At 38.8% G+C, this 18,704-nt stretch carries 22 protein-coding genes and 1 pseudogene; 12 read left to right on the top strand and 11 right to left on the bottom strand.

Annotation, left to right across the window (positions count from 1 at the left end):
- Window positions 1-205 precede the first annotated feature (205 nt).
- The 3 genes from V7K67_RS29685 (at window position 206) to V7K67_RS29675 (ending at window position 1,950) form a co-directional block, all read left to right on the top strand.
- A complete protein-coding gene (locus V7K67_RS29685; protein ID WP_335169603.1) occupies window positions 206-457 on the top strand; it encodes a hypothetical protein in 252 nt (83 codons plus the stop codon).
- 231 nt (window positions 458-688) lie between these two features.
- On the top strand, window positions 689-871 hold the full coding sequence (locus tag V7K67_RS29680; RefSeq protein ID WP_335169601.1) for a hypothetical protein: 183 nt from the start codon (window positions 689-691) through the stop codon (window positions 869-871).
- A gap of 47 nt (window positions 872-918) precedes the next feature.
- The gene (locus tag V7K67_RS29675) at window positions 919-1,950 is read left to right on the top strand and encodes a WD40 repeat domain-containing protein (RefSeq protein ID WP_335169599.1); all 1,032 of its coding nucleotides are present in this window, start codon (window positions 919-921) and stop codon (window positions 1,948-1,950) included.
- Between the two features lie 260 nt (window positions 1,951-2,210).
- Here the strand turns inward: V7K67_RS29675 and V7K67_RS29670 are convergent, their stop codons facing one another.
- The 5 genes from V7K67_RS29670 to V7K67_RS29650 all read right to left on the bottom strand — a co-directional run bounded on the left by V7K67_RS29670 (window position 2,211) and on the right by V7K67_RS29650 (window position 6,854).
- Window positions 2,211-2,726, bottom strand: a complete 516-nt coding sequence (locus V7K67_RS29670) for a type IV pilin-like G/H family protein (RefSeq protein WP_335169597.1) — start codon at window positions 2,724-2,726, stop codon at window positions 2,211-2,213.
- A 649-nt stretch (window positions 2,727-3,375) separates the two neighbouring features.
- The gene (locus V7K67_RS29665; RefSeq protein WP_335169596.1) at window positions 3,376-3,933 is read right to left on the bottom strand and encodes an aldo/keto reductase; all 558 of its coding nucleotides are present in this window, start codon (window positions 3,931-3,933) and stop codon (window positions 3,376-3,378) included.
- A 78-nt stretch (window positions 3,934-4,011) separates the two neighbouring features.
- Window positions 4,012-4,536, bottom strand: coding sequence for an isochorismatase family cysteine hydrolase (locus V7K67_RS29660; protein ID WP_335169594.1), 525 nt, complete (start codon window positions 4,534-4,536; stop codon window positions 4,012-4,014).
- A gap of 538 nt (window positions 4,537-5,074) precedes the next feature.
- On the bottom strand, window positions 5,075-6,427 hold the full coding sequence (locus V7K67_RS29655; protein ID WP_335169592.1) for a serine/threonine-protein kinase: 1,353 nt from the start codon (window positions 6,425-6,427) through the stop codon (window positions 5,075-5,077).
- Window positions 6,428-6,515: 88 nt separating this feature from the next.
- Window positions 6,516-6,854, bottom strand: coding sequence for a hypothetical protein (locus V7K67_RS29650; protein WP_335169590.1), 339 nt, complete (start codon window positions 6,852-6,854; stop codon window positions 6,516-6,518).
- 203 nt (window positions 6,855-7,057) lie between these two features.
- Here V7K67_RS29650 and V7K67_RS29645 point away from each other — a divergent pair, with 203 nt between their 5' ends.
- The 5 genes and pseudogenes from V7K67_RS29645 (at window position 7,058) to V7K67_RS29615 (ending at window position 12,071) form a co-directional block, all read left to right on the top strand.
- Window positions 7,058-7,531 (top strand): hypothetical protein, encoded by a 474-nt coding sequence (locus V7K67_RS29645; RefSeq protein ID WP_334705779.1) that lies wholly within the window; start codon window positions 7,058-7,060, stop codon window positions 7,529-7,531.
- Between the two features lie 282 nt (window positions 7,532-7,813).
- Window positions 7,814-7,960, top strand: coding sequence for a ribbon-helix-helix protein, CopG family (locus V7K67_RS29640; RefSeq protein ID WP_334705780.1), 147 nt, complete (start codon window positions 7,814-7,816; stop codon window positions 7,958-7,960).
- Between the two features lie 161 nt (window positions 7,961-8,121).
- Window positions 8,122-10,410 (top strand): annotated as a pseudogene (locus V7K67_RS29635) (sensor histidine kinase).
- A 307-nt stretch (window positions 10,411-10,717) separates the two neighbouring features.
- Complete coding sequence (locus V7K67_RS29620; RefSeq protein ID WP_335169584.1) at window positions 10,718-11,179, top strand: sunset domain-containing protein; 462 nt, start codon at window positions 10,718-10,720, stop codon at window positions 11,177-11,179.
- Between the two features lie 616 nt (window positions 11,180-11,795).
- Window positions 11,796-12,071, top strand: a complete 276-nt coding sequence (locus V7K67_RS29615; RefSeq protein WP_335169583.1) for an HU family DNA-binding protein — start codon at window positions 11,796-11,798, stop codon at window positions 12,069-12,071.
- A gap of 17 nt (window positions 12,072-12,088) precedes the next feature.
- Here the strand turns inward: V7K67_RS29615 and V7K67_RS29610 are convergent, their stop codons facing one another.
- On the bottom strand, window positions 12,089-12,649 hold the full coding sequence (locus tag V7K67_RS29610) for a GIY-YIG nuclease family protein (protein WP_334775929.1): 561 nt from the start codon (window positions 12,647-12,649) through the stop codon (window positions 12,089-12,091).
- Between the two features lie 14 nt (window positions 12,650-12,663).
- Here V7K67_RS29610 and V7K67_RS29605 point away from each other — a divergent pair, with 14 nt between their 5' ends.
- Window positions 12,664-12,801 carry a hypothetical protein gene (locus V7K67_RS29605; protein ID WP_334775928.1) on the top strand — a complete coding sequence of 46 codons (138 nt, stop codon included), beginning with the start codon at window positions 12,664-12,666 and terminating at the stop codon, window positions 12,799-12,801.
- Here the strand turns inward: V7K67_RS29605 and V7K67_RS29600 are convergent.
- The gene (locus V7K67_RS29600; protein ID WP_335169581.1) at window positions 12,798-13,676 is read right to left on the bottom strand and encodes a TrpB-like pyridoxal phosphate-dependent enzyme; all 879 of its coding nucleotides are present in this window, start codon (window positions 13,674-13,676) and stop codon (window positions 12,798-12,800) included. The two genes, V7K67_RS29605 and V7K67_RS29600, sit on opposite strands and share 4 nt — an antisense overlap.
- 296 nt (window positions 13,677-13,972) lie before the next feature.
- Between V7K67_RS29600 and V7K67_RS29595 the strand changes: the two genes are divergently transcribed.
- Window positions 13,973-14,929: a class I SAM-dependent methyltransferase gene (locus V7K67_RS29595; protein ID WP_335169579.1), complete on the top strand. Its 957-nt coding sequence runs from the start codon at window positions 13,973-13,975 to the stop codon at window positions 14,927-14,929.
- A gap of 160 nt (window positions 14,930-15,089) precedes the next feature.
- Here V7K67_RS29595 and V7K67_RS29590 read toward each other — a convergent pair whose 3' ends face one another.
- Complete coding sequence (locus V7K67_RS29590; RefSeq protein ID WP_335169577.1) at window positions 15,090-15,986, bottom strand: alpha/beta fold hydrolase; 897 nt, start codon at window positions 15,984-15,986, stop codon at window positions 15,090-15,092.
- Between the two features lie 6 nt (window positions 15,987-15,992).
- Window positions 15,993-16,385, bottom strand: coding sequence for a hypothetical protein (locus V7K67_RS29585; protein WP_335169575.1), 393 nt, complete (start codon window positions 16,383-16,385; stop codon window positions 15,993-15,995).
- A gap of 129 nt (window positions 16,386-16,514) precedes the next feature.
- On the opposite strand from V7K67_RS29585, the gene V7K67_RS29580 reads away from it, so the two are divergent.
- Together V7K67_RS29580 and V7K67_RS29575 are read left to right on the top strand one after the other, a co-directional pair.
- Complete coding sequence (locus tag V7K67_RS29580) at window positions 16,515-17,204, top strand: thermonuclease family protein (RefSeq protein ID WP_335169573.1); 690 nt, start codon at window positions 16,515-16,517, stop codon at window positions 17,202-17,204.
- A gap of 55 nt (window positions 17,205-17,259) precedes the next feature.
- The gene (locus V7K67_RS29575; protein ID WP_335169571.1) at window positions 17,260-17,601 is read left to right on the top strand and encodes a Ycf66 family protein; all 342 of its coding nucleotides are present in this window, start codon (window positions 17,260-17,262) and stop codon (window positions 17,599-17,601) included.
- Between the two features lie 20 nt (window positions 17,602-17,621).
- On the opposite strand, the gene V7K67_RS29570 is transcribed toward V7K67_RS29575, so the two are convergent.
- Together V7K67_RS29570 and V7K67_RS34630 are read right to left on the bottom strand one after the other, a co-directional pair.
- A complete protein-coding gene (locus V7K67_RS29570) occupies window positions 17,622-18,071 on the bottom strand; it encodes an antibiotic biosynthesis monooxygenase family protein (RefSeq protein ID WP_335169569.1) in 450 nt (149 codons plus the stop codon).
- Between the two features lie 324 nt (window positions 18,072-18,395).
- A complete protein-coding gene (locus tag V7K67_RS34630) occupies window positions 18,396-18,632 on the bottom strand; it encodes a hypothetical protein (RefSeq protein WP_442943962.1) in 237 nt (78 codons plus the stop codon).
- Between the last annotated feature and the right edge of the window lie 72 nt (window positions 18,633-18,704).

Below are 18,704 nucleotides of genomic sequence, written 5' to 3'. Positions count from 1 at the left end.
TCTCGGCACAAAACCTAGAAGCGAAAGTGACCCAAGAACATTTATGGTGTGGTCGCAATGTAAAGGTAATAGATGGTTCAACTGTTTCCATGCCAACGAGTTCGTAAACGTCGCCCCAAAATTTACCCCTTGATGACCAAACCCCGGCATGAATTACGTAAACAATTACAAACTGCTTAATTGATAAGCGTTTCCGCTTTTCTTAGTGCCATTCGGTAAAGTAGGAAGAGAGAGAATAACTCAACTGAATAATTCCCTGAATGGAAAGTTTAAGCCGTTTGCCAAGGACGATAGAATTGCTTTGGATTTGACCTATCAGACAATTATTGACATTCAAAATAGGGATTTGGATGTTGATTTGGAATCAGTTTTAAAAGTATTTATCACTTATAAAGAATGGCATCACTGGCTGTTCAGTATGTTTGAACTGGGTAAATCTTTTGCAAAAGCAGCATAAGTATTATAGTAGATGGCATATCTACTCGGACAATATTTCTCTTGAACAGTAATTGGTTCTAGAAAAATCCTGAATCAGCCTGAATGCTCTGTTACTTCCTTTTAAACGTCAACTCTCCCTAGTCAAAATCAGATTAAATATTTTGCATAAACAAGTAAATTTGTTTCTACGCTCAAACTCAGAAGCATCAAAACCCTGGTAATAGGTGATGTCAGATAGAGAAAGAGCATTATGAAAGTGAGATTATTAGCGTTGATACTGATCGGACTGTGCGAAAAAATTTTGGAAGCGATCGCACGTTGTTTAGCGGATCTGACAAAATCGCACAGCTCCGGTGGGGAAGATACAGCAGCAACTAATGCAGCTTGTGACTTGAAGAGTCTTTCGCTACATCCCACACCCTATACCCCATAACCTGTTTGCGATCAATTCAACTACCTACCGAAAAGAGAACAGAGCTGATGTTAGACAACTGGTTGAGCAAAAAACAGATATGGTTGCTGCGTGGTGTAGCGATTATAATTTTTTTGATACAAGTCGGAGCATATTTCTGGAGCAGTTACCGAGCAACGAATATCTGCAAGTTGTCGCAGCCTCATTCCCAGTATTGCGATTTGACAGTAGTGCGGAAGTTAAGTGGAGTAGCAGAAGCGATCGCCCTTTCTTCTGATGGTCACACCTTAGTGGGCGGCGGTGGCAAAAGCTTTAGCGTCTGGCATCTGCCAAGTCAGCAGCCTCAATTAACCCTCAAAGGAGACGCGAATGATATTTATGACCTTGCGCTTTCTGCTGATGGTCAGACTTTGGTGAGTGGGAGTTTAGGCAAGACCATTAAGGTGTGGAATTTAGCGACGGGAAAACTCAAATTTACGCTCAAAGGGCATTCTGAAGTTGTAAATGCACTGGTGATCACACCCAATCAGCAAACAATTGTAAGTGCGAGTTCCGACAATACCATTAAGATATGGAATTTGGCGACTGGACAATTAACAAGCACATTGGTACAAACACCGGATGCTGTAATAACTTTGGCGCTGACTCCAGATGGCAAGACTTTGGTTAGTGGCGATTCGAGCAATCACATCACTGTATGGGATCTGGGAACTGGACGAAAGCGCACCACTTTGACTGGACATTATGGTGCAGTATCTGCTTTAGCCATTAGTCGTGACGGTCAGTTGCTCGCTAGTGGTAGTGCCAAGCAGGTAAAAGTGTGGAACCTGACAACAGAAAAATTGTTGCAGGATTTTGGGGGCTTCTATTTTCCGCAGATCACCATCGCCTTTAGTCCTGATGGGCAATCTTTAATTACTGGTGGAGGATATAAACCATATCAGGTTTGGAATCTAGTAACAGGAAATATGGAAGCAACTCTGCCCGATGTTAGCAACTGGTCGGGGGCAATGGTATTTAGTAGGGATGGCAAGACTTTGTTTAGTGCAACAGAGGACGGAATTACAGAGTGGAAAATTCCTGCACCAAACCACCCGTAAAAGAATGTTTGGAAAGTTATTAGAGTCTTGCGCTTGAGCTATTCATCTGGGTTTCAAACTTCCAACTTTGGGCAAGTGAGAGTACTGTATCTGCCAAACTAAAATCTCGTTTGTGTTCGCATACGAATTGATATAATCGTGGATTTTGTCCTTGAAAATCCATCAGTGAACTGGAGATTTTATCTACTTCAGTCCTCCGATTATGATTATTAAATGCTAGCTCGATTCTGCTGATATTTTTGAGAAATTCTAGTGGCAAGTTATTTGGGTTTCTGCAATTTTATAGTTCCCGAACCACAAGTAAGAATACCATTTTGATAAATCGGATCGCTTAAGTGGATAGTGCCTGGTAATTTGTTTTGACATATAATTGCGAAAGTTGTTAGTTTATTTTTAGAATTTTTAGTATTAGGTATAATAAAAACACCACTAACATAACCTATTACTGGTATTTTTACGAACCATCCCTTTTTTACATATTCTCGTCGGGGATTTGCATAATTGAATACAGAGTTTGAGGTTATTTTTATAGAATAGTTATAGTTTTTTGATGAGTTTGACATTTGTTCTTTAAGAGCAATGTCTATTTCAGGAATCGACTTACTAAAAATGCCATTATGCTCTAAAAAGTATCTCTGCTGACCACGAGTCATCATGCCAATTGAAGCCAGTCCTACTGATGATGTATCCCAACTTTCATTACTAAAATTTAAAGGGAATAAATTATCTAAAAATGGTGGCAATATAATCCAGACAAAAGGAATAAATACTAGCAAAAATAGAGCCTTGAATTGTGTTTTTTATCAAGTTTTAAGAAAAGATTCATGACTATTTTCTGTCTGAGATAATTTGTTTTGTTGACGAACACTCTGAAGTCTTTAACACAACCTCTTAGTTCAAGTTTTCCCATAGTACAGGCTTTTCTAACAACTTACTGACCGCAGAGAACGTGAGGACTCCCGCAATATGTTGAAAAAATAAGCCACCCTCTAAGAGTGGCTCAAAGTTTTATCCAAGAATTTCAATCACCACAGCCAGAATTTTCTTGTTGTGTCAACGCCGGAAAATAATTTTTAAGTAATAAGCTGTACCTGTTCCTTCCAGGTGTGTCGAAATCTTTTCTTGAAATTGGCGCATGAACCCAGGTAATAACGAACGCTTCTACCGTGCAATATAAAACTGCCCTAGACGAAAGCTAGAGCAGTTTTTGATAGAAGCAAATTATATAGGAGACTTTTAGTGTTGTCCCCGGTTTATCCATAGTAAATACCGTTATATAATACTATTCACCTCAAATTCCATGTTTTACGCAAAAAACGAATCATCTTGAAATTGGCATTACAAAGGTTAGAAATCAGCATGAGCCAACGTATTGTAGGCGGCATCCGCTTCTCTACTGTCTACCTCTGATTTTCCTCGATTGGGCTAGGACTTACAGATAGGGAGCGATCGCACCAAGCTCAAACGCTCTGATACAGACAGCGCCTTCATTAAATGCCAAGCTGAATAATTAGAGCAGCCAATGTAGCGAACTTTGCCACTACGTACAAGTGAATCTAAGGCGCGAAGCGTTTCTTCTAGTGGAGTTAGAGCATCGAAACCATGAACTTGATAGAGGTCGATGTAATCTGTGTTTAATCGACGTAGGCTGTCCTCACAGGCTCGAATCAGATGATAACGTGACAATCCAGTATCATTTGCTCCTTTTCCCATACGACCATAAGCCTTAGTTGCAATAATTATGTCAGTTCGACGCTTTCCTAGAGCTTTACCAAGAATCTCCTCAGAAAGTCCATTCGAGTAAACATCTGCTGTGTCAAAGATATTGACACCTGCATCAAGGCAAATATCAATCAGATGTTGCGCCTCGTCTACCTGAGTCGCCCCAATTTCTTGGAAGAAGTCGCTACCACCGAATGTCATTGTACCGAAACTGAGAACCGAAATCTTAAGACCGGACTTTCCTAAAAATCGCGTTTCCATCGCTGTTACTCCTTGAATCCGTGCCTATTTGAAGTCAAGTGAACATTTTCTCACAATGGATAGTTTCTGTGGAACAGCTTATGATATCTTCTCAAGAATCTGATTACTCATCTGAATTTGGTTTTTTCCGATATTACGTTTGAGTAAGAAAATAGCTGCATCATGCGCTTGCTGACCACCAGCACTAAAGCAAGCATCGTCGATAATTACTGGTTCAATACCGCGCTCAAAAGAGTCAATTGCTGTCTTGAGAATACAGCTATCAGTTTCAACTCCACAAAGATATATTTTGCTGATTTGATTAATCAAAATAAAACTCGAAAAATTTTCCGTAAATGCCGAGTAATAAGGTTTGTCAAAAATATTATGTATATATGGCTGAAGTTCATCAATAATGCTCGTTTCTGGTTCATATATCAAGCTTGACCAATGAATTAGCTTCACATAATTACTGTCAGCAGTATTGATAAATTTTGTGAATTCAACGAGTTTACCAGCCTCTAAAAAGCGCTCAATTAGTTTAATGACAGTAGGAATAATATGTCTGCATTTTTCAGGCATAAAACCATTTTGCATATCTACTACAAGAAGGACTTCGCTCATTTGTGCCAGAATTTATTTAGATTAAGAGTTAAGACATGAAATAAAACAATATTATAAAAGACGACATCGGCGACTTTGTGGGGTTTCAGGTTTGGGTGTAGTGAATTAAGAAGAGTAGAGCTAGTTTCAGACTCGTCCATTGAATGTCTCTTAGCACTACCCCAACCAGGGTAAGCGCATCTAATTTTGTAGCCCTTGATACAGACAAAAAGCTTTAAACTCTATCTAAATATCAATTTTTCGTTCAAAATAGGACGATTTGTCGTAAATGATTGAAAAAACATGGGTCAAATAGCTTTTTATATTTTCAGCCACATAAATACGAAAATGTCAATCCCACCCCTTGGCTCAGTGTAGTAATTTTGAACTTATTTGTGCTTTGGTTGAACCCCAAAACTACCGTGTCAATAGGGTTTGAGATGCGCTTACCCTGCTACCCCAACACCCTGCCATGAAGCAGATTTCAGCTTAACAAGCGTGCCATTCGGTACTTAAGCATTTAGATACGTGAACTCTATAGTCCATTCATTCAATCCCACTAACTAATGCTACAAGCTGCTAGTTTTATAGCTAAAGCATTGGGGTATCGCCACGGTTGAGAACCACCAATCCAAATACGTGAGGGTAAATGACCGATTGGTGCTTTGAGACTAAAATCAAATTCCGAGTTGGCAGAAGTATAACTGTATATATACCAACCAACTTGATGACAAAAAATACCATAATCTCCATTGACGTTTTTATAAATAAGTGTCTGTACACTAAAACCAAAGCGTCCCTGACTGGAATTCACCCATAAATGGTCAATAGTCTGCAAATGTGGACAAGGAATTTTTTCAACATCACTACTAAATATATAACTACCTCTAGGCTTTGCTAGTGCTTGAGACATTAGTTCCCAAGTTTCTCGATCTGCTGATTGCCATTTTCCTTTTGCTAATAAACCACGCAAATGTGTGTAATTAATAGTACTTACTGTCTGACAATTAGAAATATTTAGCAATTTCTTAGGTTGTTGCTCTAGTGTATGCAATACTTCTGTTGCAGATTGGAAGCGTTGAGAAACGGCATTTTGTAAAAGTTTATCTAAGATTTCACAGAGGTGAACGCTAACAGTATTGTTTGCTGGTAAATGTTTTTGCCATACCCAGCAATCGTTAGTAATATCGAACAAATCAAAGGGAGAAACATTGGTGAGTAAGTAAATACATGTTACACCCAAACTGTACAGATCGCTAGCTGGTAATGCCTTTCCTCGCATTTGTTCGGGAGCAATATATTCTGGACTACCTACTATTGTGCCTGTATGAAGTTGCCTCGTATTAGTGGCGAGTTTAGCAACTCCAAAATCTATTAAAACTAAGTCTCCTCGAACCGAACGACGCATAATATTTTCCGGTTTAATATCTCGGTGGATTACTTGTCTGGAATGGACAAATTGGAGTGTGAGCAATAAACTTTTTAATATTTCCCAAATTTGCGGTTCTTGAAAAACACCTTGTTGTTGTAATTCCTGGGCGAGTGTTTGTCCATCTACTAATTCTTCGACGATATAAAACTTGTTATTTTGTTCAAATTGCGCTAGTAATTTGGGTATTTGAGAGTGTTCTAATTCATTAAGACGAAGTGCTTCCTCGTGAAATAATTTGACTGCCTTGTGCCAAATTTCAGTGTTTTCCTCTTGAAAATATAGCTGTTTGATTGCACATTTGGGTTGTTCTGGAAGATGTTCATCAATAGCTAAAAACGTTCTCCCAAAGCCACCGCGTCCAATGACAGCGAGTAGGCGATATCGCTGTTTGAGTAACAATTCCTGACCACAACTATTACAAAAACGAGAGATTTCAGAATTTTGCGGACGCAGGCAATCAATATTAGTACAATAGCTCATACTATAAGAGTTCTATTTGTTGCAATTAATATATATATAAAGTATTCCCATGCAAACGCCCCTTTCACTAAAAAAGATGACCTACTGGCTATTTCTTGGCAACCCCAGGCATCCGCGACTTTGAGCTTCTTCTGACAGCAGCCAACAGACATGGTTGCTGGTGATGGGTTGCTGAGTAAGGAAATCTGGGGATGGATAAAGTGGCGACACCGGACAGCCCGTCGTAGACATCGCTCTTAAAGCAAAGCGTAGCCAATCGATTTTCTCTATTACTGCCGAAAGTTCTGCTGATGTGGGGCGTTGGTAGGAAATCTGGCGCGAAGATTCGGTTTGGGAGCTTTTGTGTTAGAAAAGCTACTGCTGAGGGAAAACTGAAAACAAGACCCTGTTTTGAATCTGACTTTTCACGGGATGTGGAAAAGGTCATTTTGATGCTTTCCCAAGCCCTGATTTCTCCGTTAGCTATTTTCATTAACTCAGAGTTATTGAGAATTAGCCTGTGGAAAAACCTACGCTTTTTGGGGGCTTGAGGACTTCCCGTGAAAAGTCAGGTTTTGAATAAACTAAAACTAAGAGGATTCATATTACAAATTATCGAGGTTTTATTCTCAGTCAGCAACCTCAATCAACATGAAAGTATTACCCGACAATAGCTTTACGATTCTGACACCTGATGAACTGCCTATAGTTCTGCAACGACTGAATGCACAAGTTGAACCGACAAAAGTATTTAGATTCTCTAAGAAACACCTCCCTTATCAAGGAACCATTTCGGAATCAGGGTTTCAAATCAGTCGCATAATTCACTATCGGAACTCGTTTTTACCAGTGATTCGAGGACGCTTTGAAGTAGAATCTCACCAAACCTTGATTCATGTACAAATGAGGATACATCCTTTTGTGATGGCATTTTTAGGATTCTGGTTTTTATCCTGGTATGGTGCAGTCATTCCGATAACGTTGACAGGGGCTATGCCTAATTATATGGCTGCGCTATTTGTAGGTATGCCGATGTTGATGCTAATTATTTTTTGGGTAGCTTTTTGGTCAGAAGCAAATCGCAGCCGCAGTGAATTGGCTCAAATTATTCAAGGACAAGTATAAGTAACCTGTTTGGGAATTAAATTATGATATTTTCTTGATTTAAATATTTTTATAGTGTCATAAGTATCATCTAATTTTCATATTTTATTCACAATTTTATCATTCAAAAATAAATAAACTTCATACTTTTACAAATAAGTTTCTTCTTCACTAAAGGTTAGTCAAGATAGCATTTTCTTCATAAGCACTTGATGATAATATCATGATTTATCCCCTTGTAATAACAGCTTGTATGAATGATATTTGAAGAGTAGTTTCCACCAAGTAGAGCTTGTCTAATCCGTGAAGAAGAAATGGGCTGTTAAACGAATTACAATAAATCTCACATCAAGCGAATCAGAAAAGCTGGAGAAATACTGCTCAATGACGGGAAGACCAGCAACTGATGTAATTAGAGAGTTAATTCGCTCTTTAGAAACTGAAGAGTAAGATAGTGATTGAACAGTCTAATCGACCAGGGCGGCTGCATCATGTCAAGAATGCTGGCAAGAAATGCCAATTTTAAAATAAATATCAGATCGGGAACTATTGTGGCTTTGAATTTAGTAGGATATTTTCTGGTTTAGTTGTCTCTAATATTTCTGGGATCTATGGGTAAGAAAGGTATTGATTTCAAATCGTTTTATAAATTACCAATTCGACAGAAACAGCTAATTGCTTTGTTCTCTTCCGAAGTAATTTCTATTTTAGGATTGGTAGGAACAGGAGCGATTTTAATTATTAGTAGTGGACGAGGTGTTTTAGTCAACCAGGCCAAGTCGGAACTAGCTGTGACGGAGATTAATTATAATATTAAAGTTAATCAGATGGGATTTGGTTTTCGAGGACAATCTGATAACTTGGCAATTATTACCGCGGCTCAAGAACATAATAAATCCCAGAAATTAAGCCCGGAGTTGCAACAGAAAATTAAGAAAATATTGAAGAATGAAATTCAAGCTAGAAAAATAGAATATGCGACATTAGTGGGGCGAGATTTCCGAATTATTGCGAATGCTAATTATGAGCGCACAGGGGAAATATTTAACCCACAAAAATTGTTGACGGAGATTTTTAAGAAACCTTCCCAAATCAAAACCAGCGAAATAGTTACCTGGGAAGAATTAGCCAAAGAAAATCCTCCTTTGCCACCAAAATTTAGAGGGCAAGAAGCCTTAATTCGCTATACAGTTACAGCAGTAAAAGATCCACAAAGTCATCAGGTTATCGCTGCTTTGTTATCTGGGGATATTGTTAATCAAAAACTACCTATTGTTACTGAAACCTTAGATGCAGAAGATGGTGGTTATAGTGCAGTTTATTTCCAATCTTCTAGAGGAGAATTGCAGTTAGCAACTGCTGCGATTGAGATGAATCATTTCCATGAAGACCAGAAAGGAGAAAAAACAAAATATTTACTAAATTTACCACTACCAACTACATCCCTATTGACAAGTGCGCTCGCCACAAAGAATCAGATTGTGACTGAGCGTATTTCTCTGCAAGGACAAACTTATACTATTGCTGCGAAAAAACTTGTTAATCATGCAGGGCAATCGGTGGCAATATTAGTAAGGGGTACACCGGAAACATATTTAAATATCCTCTTAAGAGAGAGTCTATTATTACAAACAGCCATCGCCATTTTCACGTTAATAATTAATATTGGATTAGCAAGAATTTTAGGAAGAGCGATTACTCATCCAGTCAAACATCTTATACAAGTAGCTCAAAAGTTTTCCCAAGGAGAAATGACAGAAAGAGCAGAAATTTTCTCGGAAGACGAAATTGGAGAACTGGCAACAAGTTTCAATCAGATGGCAGAACAATTATCACTGAGACAAGAGACAATTGAAAAACAGATGAAGAAATTAGAAGCTACTTTAAAAGAATTAAAAGAGACTCAATCCCAGTTAGTTCAAATAGAGAAAATGTCTAGTCTGGGTCAAATGGTGGCAGGGATTGCCCACGAAATTAATAACCCGATTAGTTTTATTTATGGAAATTTATTCCCTTTAAGTAATTATATAAATAACCTGATGCAATTATTGCAGCTATATCAGCATTCATATCCAGAAAGCAATAGGGAAATTAATCAGTTAATTGAGGAAATAGATTTCGATTATTTACAGCAGGATTTACCTAAATTAGTAGATTCTCTGAAAGTAGGTAGTAACCGCATTCAATAAATCGTCCTTTCTCTTCGTAATTTCTCCCGTCTAGATCAAGCAGAGTGTAAGTTAGCGGATATTAATGTAGGAATTGATAGTACGTTAATGATTTTAAATCATCGTCTGAAATCCCAACCGCAGCGGGGTGAGATTGTAGTCATAAAAGAATACGCATATTTACCCCTCATCGAATGTTACCCTGGACAGTTAAATCAGGTGTTTATGAACATCATCAGTAATGCAATTGATGCTCTGGAAGAATCAGTAGAAAAAAATCCTATTCCACCTCAAATTCAGATACGTACCCAACAAATTAGCCTGACTTTTCACGGGAAGTCCTCAAGCCCCCAAAAAGCGTAGGTTTTTCCACAGGCTAATTCTCAATAACTCTGAGTTAATGAAAATAGCTAACGGAGAAATCAGGGCTTGGGAAAGCATCAAAATGACCTTTTCCACATCCCGTGAAAAGTCAGACAAATTAGCCCAGAAATAATTACTATCCATATTAGAGATAATGCTTTGGGAATACTAGAAATACAACTAGCCAAAATATTTGACCCCTTTTTTACTACCAAACCGATAGGTAAGGGGACTGGGCTTGGTTTATCAATCAGTTACCAAATAATTACGGAGAAACATAATGGTAGGCTGGAGTGTTTATCTACCCCAGGCAAAGGTACAGAATTTATCATCCAAATACCCATTATTCAAAATTCTAATAGAGGTTAGTAAAAACGGAGCTTATTCACTAATAAGAACTAATAAAAGTTTCCAGAATATATAAATATTGTAACCAGCGAAAGGTATATGAGTAATACTGAATGGTTCTTTTTTGAACCTACCTGATTATAGGGACAGTGGTAGTTATTTCAGTGTTAGAGTTCAGTTTTAGCGTTGCATCCCACCCAATGTTCAATTGGTTATGGTTAGGCGACCACTTATTTAAGCGCTAGCGACGTGGCGAGTGATGAAGTCAGTATCGGGTAAAATGTTGGGAATTAAATATATTTAGGGTGAGGAGCAAGATTTAATCGCAATGAACAATCAACTTAAACGAATGTCACTAAGCATGGTATTGACGTTAGGTACAGTGCTGATGCTAAGTAGTTGTGGTCAGAAACCGGAAGAATCTACTACCACTACGCCTCAAACACCAACTGCGATTGCTCCAGCTAGTCCTGCATCTAGTCCTGCGTCTAGTCCTGCGTCTAGTCCTGCCTATAGTCCTATACCTGGTGGAAATACAACTTCTTCTAGCTCTAAGAAGCCAGTATCGGCGAATAAAGCAGCAGTTTTAGCCGCAGCACAAAATCTTGGAGTGAAACCACAAAACGAAACAACTTGCCCAAGTGATGCACAGGTAAAAGGCAAAATTACGAATAAGAGAGGCAACATTTATCACCTTCCCAAAACCTTAGATTACGAAAAAGTCAAACCGGATATTTGTTTTAAAGACCCAGCAACAGCACAACTTGCCGGTTTCCGTGCGCCTAAGTGATCTAAACAGGGCAAAGGGAGTTGATTGTTTATTGTTTTTACTGACTCAACTGTGTGTAATTAAGTCAGTTAGGTTTTTGACCGAGAAGATTGGAGATTGAATAGGGCAGATTGGAGATTGAATGTTTTTGGTACAAGCCCAGCAGTCAAGTGGGCGGAATAAATCTAAAAGACGCTACGCACAGTCGCTTTCCGCGTCGCTATCGTCAATCTCAAATCGTCAATCTCAAATCAGAGAAGCTGCATCTCTTGTAGGTGCAGTCAATCTCAAATCTACAAGACGATACGCACAGTCGCTTTCTGCGTCGCTATCGGCAATCTACAATTGTTTGACTCATTCCGAATTCCAACAGATTAGTTCATTAATTAAGAGTTCTTTTTTTTTAAAGATTTTATTTACACTTATGTCAATGTTGTGTGATAAATATGTCAAAACTGTATAATTTGACATATTGATGCCTTTGGGTTTGTGAGGGGGTTGGATTGGCTCAGTGCCTAATTAGTAGCCGTACATTGTTAATTTTCGCGTTTTGCTAGAAAATTACTCCTTTTCCCCCTTTACTGATAATAGTTATTAATGCTACATTTCCTTTACTTACAATCCTCAAGGTTAATTTATGAACAAAGGCGAATTAGTGGATGCTGTAGCAGCAAAGACCAACATCACAAAAAAGCAAGCTGATCAAATCATCAGTGGTTTTTTGTCAGTTGTTACTGAAGCTGTAGCTAATGGTGAAAAGGTAACGCTCATTGGTTTTAGGTCATTCGAGCGACGCGAACGTTCCGAACGTGAAGGGCGTAATCCGAAAACCAATGAGCCAATGACTATTCCAGCGACCAAAGTGCCTGCGTTTTCTGCTGGAAAACAGTTTAAAGAAAAAGTAGCGCCATAAAGCATAAATAAGCCACCCTACCCAAAAGGCTGCCCCCAGCGCTCCCAGTTCTCCTTATTAAATGGACTGCGCCACTTCAAAATAAGGTTCAACTCCAACTCTTGCCGTGCGCGTCGCTCAACCGGAGCATCCCACCAAAATGCGGCGTTGACTGCTGTTTTTAACCCATAGTGATAATGTAAATCCTGGTAGCTGGCGATGTAATCTTTGCAGGCGTGTATACCCTGCCATCGCTTGTTACTACGGCAGGTTTCCCCCACATACAAAATCAAACCAGCCGCCGAGTCAATGATGAAATAGAGACACGCATCACCTGGGCTGTTTGCTGGCATCCTATAAAACGACATTGGCACAAGCCGCAGCAAGAGTGGATCAATTTGGTCTGGGTCGCAGTGCTTAGGGGTAAGGTCAAATAATGCCGTCTGCTGTGGTGGTTTGTTTTCTCTCACATAATGCTGATATTCAAAAATCTGAGATTTCCACTTCAACAGCGCCTCAAGACTCATTACCAGTGTCTCTGCTGTGCGTGCTGGTGTGACGATCAAATCAGAAAATAAATTTAGCTGGTTGGGTTCCAAGGTGATTAATGGGAATGTACAAACCAGTAGATTATCGCCCACAACTGGATGGAGTCAAACCTGTTAGCAGCTTACTAGAGCGATCGCTTGTTGGTTCAACTGTATGGTTGTTTCGAGCGTCACAAAGAAAAAGGGAATTGTTGGGTCACTAATCAACTACAGGTAATCCTGCCAGGGCCATTGCTACTTCTTCTGTACTATATTCAGTATCAACAAGCCGTCCAGCTTGATAATCAATATAAGCTTGCATATCAAAATGTCCATGACCGCAAAGGTTGAACAGGATAGTTTTGCTTCTTCCTTCTTGTTTACAGAGTAAAGCCTCGTCAATTGTTGCTTTGACAGCATGATTAGCTTCTGGTGCTGGCAAGATTCCTTCTGCGCGGGCAAAAGTTAATCCAGCAGCAAAGCAAGCGAGTTGGTATTCAGCACGTGATTCAACTAATCCCAAATTCACAATGTGGCTAACAAGGGGAGCCATACCGTGATAGCGCAAGCCTCCAGCATGAATTCCTTCGGGAACAAAACTACTACCTAAAGTATGCATTTTGGTAAGTGGGGTTAAGTGGGCAGTATCACCAAAATCGTAAGCATATTTTCCACGAGTCAATGATGGACAAGCAGCAGGTTCGACAGCTATTACTTGTATATCTCGTTCTCCTCGCAGTTTAGCACCGAGAAATGGGAAGGCAATTCCGGCAAAGTTACTACCGCCACCAGTGCAGCCAATAACAATATCAGGATAATCTCCTGCCATTTCTAATTGAGTCAATGCTTCTTGACCAATCACAGTTTGATGTAGCAGTACATGATTGAGAACACTACCTAAAGCATACTTAGTTTGTTCATCAGCAGCAGCTACTTCTACAGCTTCACTAATAGCAATCCCCAAACTGCCATTACTATTGGGATTTTGTGCAAGAATTTTACGTCCGGCTTGGGTTTGAGTACTTGGGCTAGCAACGACCCTCGCGCCGTAGGTTTCCATTAAAGCTCGGCGGTAAGGCTTTTGCTGGTAGCTAACCAAAATTGTACATTTACGATTCTCCAAGAAAAAAGTTAACTTTTATTGTTATCAAGCTTCATCCCAGCAATAGTAAAATTATTTGGTTGCATATTGGAGTGATAATCCGCATTTATCACAAGTTTTATAAGGTGTATGGGAGAATTTTTGTACAAGTCCTTTCCCCTCTGCACAAGCGCAGGCTTAATCGAGATATGGTGACACTGGGAGGAAAGCTGCGTCTACCCGTAAAAACAATCAAATTCGTGGACGAATATTGCTACTGATATAAATTGAATACTTTCTTATTAAACTCAAAAATGAACACAAAAACTAAGCCGGATTGGGCGGGGTCAGGATTGCTTTCAAAATTTGTTAACTTACTGATTCAAACCAGACCTATTTATAAGTTAATGAAGCACCAAGCAAGGCAAGTATTAATTAAAACTGCTGAGAAGAAAGGTATTCCCTGGAGAAAAAATTACGAAGAACTAGAAGCATCGGGGATAAAACAGCAGCTATCAACAATAATCAATTCTGGTATTGTTTACCCCAATTACTATCAAGTACCATTTCATGCATACGAAGAAGGAAATCTTTGCTGGCAAGCAGCTTTTGAAGCTCCTAGTGCTACGTATTCAATGGCATTACGGGTTTGGCCTAAAGAAAACCTAACTTGGTCATCTGCTCACGAAAGACTCAGAGAAAGTTTTCACAATGTTTTGGGAACTTATGTACCTCAACCAGTGCGGGATATACTAGATATAGGGTGTTCAGTGGGTATTTCTACTCTAACGCTACATCGTTACTATCAAAAAAAACAAGAGCAGTCTGTCTGTACTGTTGGTCTTGATTTATCCCCTTATATGCTCACTGTTGCCAAAAGTTTAGATAGAAATGGTGAGATATATAAATGGATACATGCGACAGCAGAAAATACAGGATTACTTGCTAATTCTTTTGACTTGATAACTCTTCAGTTTGTCACCCATGAACTTCCGCATAATGCTAGCAAGGAAATTTTCATAGAAGCATTACGGCTGCTGCGCCCAGGTGGTTGTATTGCATTAGTAGATAACAATCCTAAATCTTCTGTAATTCAAAACCTTTCACCTATCCTCTTTACTCTAATGAAAAGTACAGAGCCTTGGAGTGACGATTACTATAGTTTTGATATTGAAACTGCATTAGAACAAGTGGGCTTTGAGAAAGCAGTTACAATTGCTAGCGATCCTCGTCATCGTACTATTATCAGCCGAAAACCAAAATTGGCGTAGACATCGCCTAAAGCATCGACACGAGAGCAAGGCTATCAAGAGCAATGCTCTAGTTTATTATTGGACTTCTTTGTATCAATTTCTCTGTTTTACACTAACTTAAGCGCATAACAGCTAAATCATACCTAGTGAAACTTTTAAAATATCCTCTTAAACTAAATTAAAATTTCCCACTATTCAGAAAGTGTAAAATATGTTGAGATGTGATTTTTGGCTGTTCAATTTGAGGGGTATGACTGCAATTTTTGAGCAATATTAGTTGAGAGTTGACAATAGATTTCTGAAATTTTTCTGCATCTTCAGATGGCAGCATATCATCAGTTTCTCCCCATAAAATGAGTGTTGGTTTGTCAACTTGGGCAATTCTATTTGCTAATTCACTATAACCACCAGATTTTACATAAGAAATCATGGCATCATTCCAACCAGGCATTTCTTGGTGTAACATGGCACATTGAATAGCCAAAAGTATTTTGGTATCTAGATTAGGTAAGATACTACATATATTTAATGCTAAGATGTGGCGTTGACGTAGATATTCCACAGCCAAGAAATCAAAAGGAGGAAACAAGTATTTGGTAAAGACGGGAGAACTAGTGTAACCTAAACTATTAATCAATATTAGTGATTTTACAACTTGAGGGTAAGTAAGAGTAAAGTCAATTGCAGTTGCACCTCCCATTGATGCGCCCACTAGTGTTATCGGTCTGTTGATTAAAGTTTTCCAAAAATCGTAAAGGTGAATTCTGATTGTAGTTGGACTGTAATTTATTTCTTTTTGCCTTTGTGTAAAGCCAAAACCTAACAAATCTACTGCCCATGTTTCATTTTGAGTAGCAAGTAATGGCAACAGAAGACGGAACTCTAGGATGGAACTGTCAAAACAGTGTAGCAGCAGAATTGGTGTTCCCCCACTACCTTTTTGAATATAGGTTGTGAGGATTTGGTTTTGGCTCAGGGAGGTTGCAAGAGCAATTCTCTCAATACTTTGGGCAAAAGCGATCGCTTTTGGGTCTGTTAATTGATTAACTTGTGATGGGAGAAAATTAGTCAACATTACTTTTCACTCCAAACTAATTTTCCACAACCCATCTAGCGCATTGGATTGTTGCAATTGACTATCACTGCTGCCAAACCAATTATTGTCATACACCAAGCCAACACTGAACGTGCTACTTACAGGATATTGCCCTATTTTTCCAAAACCTTCAATATTGTTTGAGTCAGTAATTACCTGTTGGTTCAACTGTATAGTTGTTTGGTTGCCGTCATCAAAGTAAATTGTGGCCCGCTTGTTGTGAAAGCTGACCTGAACTTTGTAAAGACCACCAGTTGCATAATAGTAAGCTCTAGCAGGCAGCTTTTGACCATCAATATTTTGCCCTTTGAACTCAACTGCCATTGCAGGCGTGCCTAGCAGCAACAAGACTGGTAGGACTAACCTTAAAACTTTCATTGGTACTAACAATCACTTTCAATGAAACTATTTTCTACTTTAAAACATAAAAATAATTTGTGAGTTAACTAGCGATCGCTTGGCTGAAATTGGGAATCCTAAAGTAAGTAAGAGTGACTTTTAGTACAAATGGTTTTTCAACTTCGCTTGATTGGTGTTGGGGCTTTGCTTTTAGCTCAAATGTCGTTACCCGTATTTGCCAACAATCTTACCGCTACAGTTGTAAGCGTAGGTGACGGTGACACCATACGGGTGAAAACTGGTAACAAAACTGTAACAGTCCGCCTTGCTTGCATTGATGCACCAGAGATGAAACAGAATCCTTGGGGACAGCAATCATCAGCAAGACTCAAACAATTACTGCCAGTGGGACAAGGAATTACCCTACGTGCTATTGAAACTGACAAATACAAGCGCTTGGTTGCAGAGGTGTTTGTCGAGAATCGCAGCGTCAACCTCAATATGGTGCAAGAGGGTCAGGCTGTGGTCTATCGTCAGTACCTCAAAGATTGCCCACAATCTAAAGATAGTTTGTTGCAGGGTGAAAACACCGCCAAACAACAGCGTTTAGCATTTTGGAGTCAGGCTAATCCTGTGATGCCTTGGGACTTCCGCCACAGAGCTACCCAAAAGACAACTTCTCAGGCGATTCAACCGCAGCAACAGAATAACTGCGATCCCTCTTACCCAGATTTTTGCATTCCAAAGAATTCACCAGACTTAAATTGCCGAGATATTAGCCAAAGAAGGTTTAGAGTATTGCAACCTGACCCTCACAGATTTGACCGAGATGGAGATGGAATTGGGTGCGAAAAATAAAAAACATTGAGTAGTGCAAGTCTAAAACTTGATAAAGAATTAGGATTTTTCAGAAATGTTCACTTTAGCTCAAGTTACTTTTGGAGTTAGATCAACTGGATTAATTGAAATCAAATTAATTGGAACTCTTTATCTAGTTTTAGCAGTTATTTATGTAACTTTAATGCTCGGCTGGTTAAGTCAAAGAAAAAATACATTAACAATTCCTATTTTAACAATTTACATTATCCAAGGAGTATTAGCACCAATTTGTCTATTTTTGTGTGGAATCATATTAATTATGCAAGGTTGGCGATTAGATCCGCTTATTCAATTTGAGCAGTTTCTCCTGTTATTATTAATTATTTATTTAAGTTTTAAGGATATAATAATTAATTGGATTCAGAGAAATTGGTAAATTAAAAATCAAGTTAATTATTATTGACGCTGATCTAGCAAGACATCAAAATGTTTAACCTTAGTTTCGGGTTCAATCAGATACTGGTTATCTTTGGGCAGAGGGTGTACTTGTTCTATGTCATTTCCAGCAAAGGCACGAATAGCATTGCGTGACTCCCAATAAGAGATGACAGTGAACTCTGTAATTGTGCCATTAGTACGACGAAATACTTGCGCTCCAAGATTACCAGGAATCGATTGAATTTTTTTGATTCCAGCTTCAGTTAAATATTTATAATATTCGTCTGCTTTATTGGTAAGTGTTTGACCATGCCAAATACGTGCAACTACTGTTTTGGATTGGGCAGTACTACCATTAATTTTAGATGGAACTGCGCTAGGCTCAGTCTGTGCAACTGCGACACAAGGTAAAGAACCAAGTAATAGTGCAGAGCCAAGAAATATACCGAAAATTTTTTCTCTTCTCATTGTAAATCTTTTGCTAAAGTTAGAAGATTTGAACGATGATATTTCTTTATAAGATTGTCAGGCTTACAAAATAGATTACAAGATATCGGTTACAGCCGCAAAGGGCTATCTTGTTGGGGGTAGGCGTTGGATGTAGTGTTAATAAAATTGAATTTTAGTGTATAAAATAGGACAACATATTCTTCCTTTCCTACGCCCCAGACGCTATACCCTATACCCTTTCATCCAGGAAGACCAGGAATTTACGCAAAACAAGTGTGCCATTTCCCTCTCCACCTTTAAGGCTAATTCCCCATCTTTACCGTTGCCAACTTCCTTTGACGGTTACAAATCAAAGTCAAGGCTGAATGTTTCAACATCAGAATCTTCTTCTTCCTCCTCTGCAAATGGAGTTGCAGTCCTTGAAGAGAGTTTTTTATCTTCAGTATTAATTGGCGTGAAAGCTACTTGTTGTGTGGGAAATGCACCCTTCCTGAAAGCAAAATAGCAATCAATGATAAAGTAGAGCGTCTCCAGGTAACTCTTGCCTAATTGCTGTTTGGACTTTGGACAAAAATAAATTGTTCGCGTTTATCTCACGCGAACAAACGAATAATTAATTTTGTTTATAGTTATCAGCAGAAAAAAAGCATA

Origin of the sequence: Nostoc sp., from assembly GCF_036917155.1 — a bacterium.
Classification (GTDB): Bacteria; Cyanobacteriota; Cyanobacteriia; order Cyanobacteriales; family Nostocaceae; genus Nostoc.
Note: the sequence above shows the minus strand (reverse complement) of the source record. Positions and strands in the feature narration are given on the sequence as shown.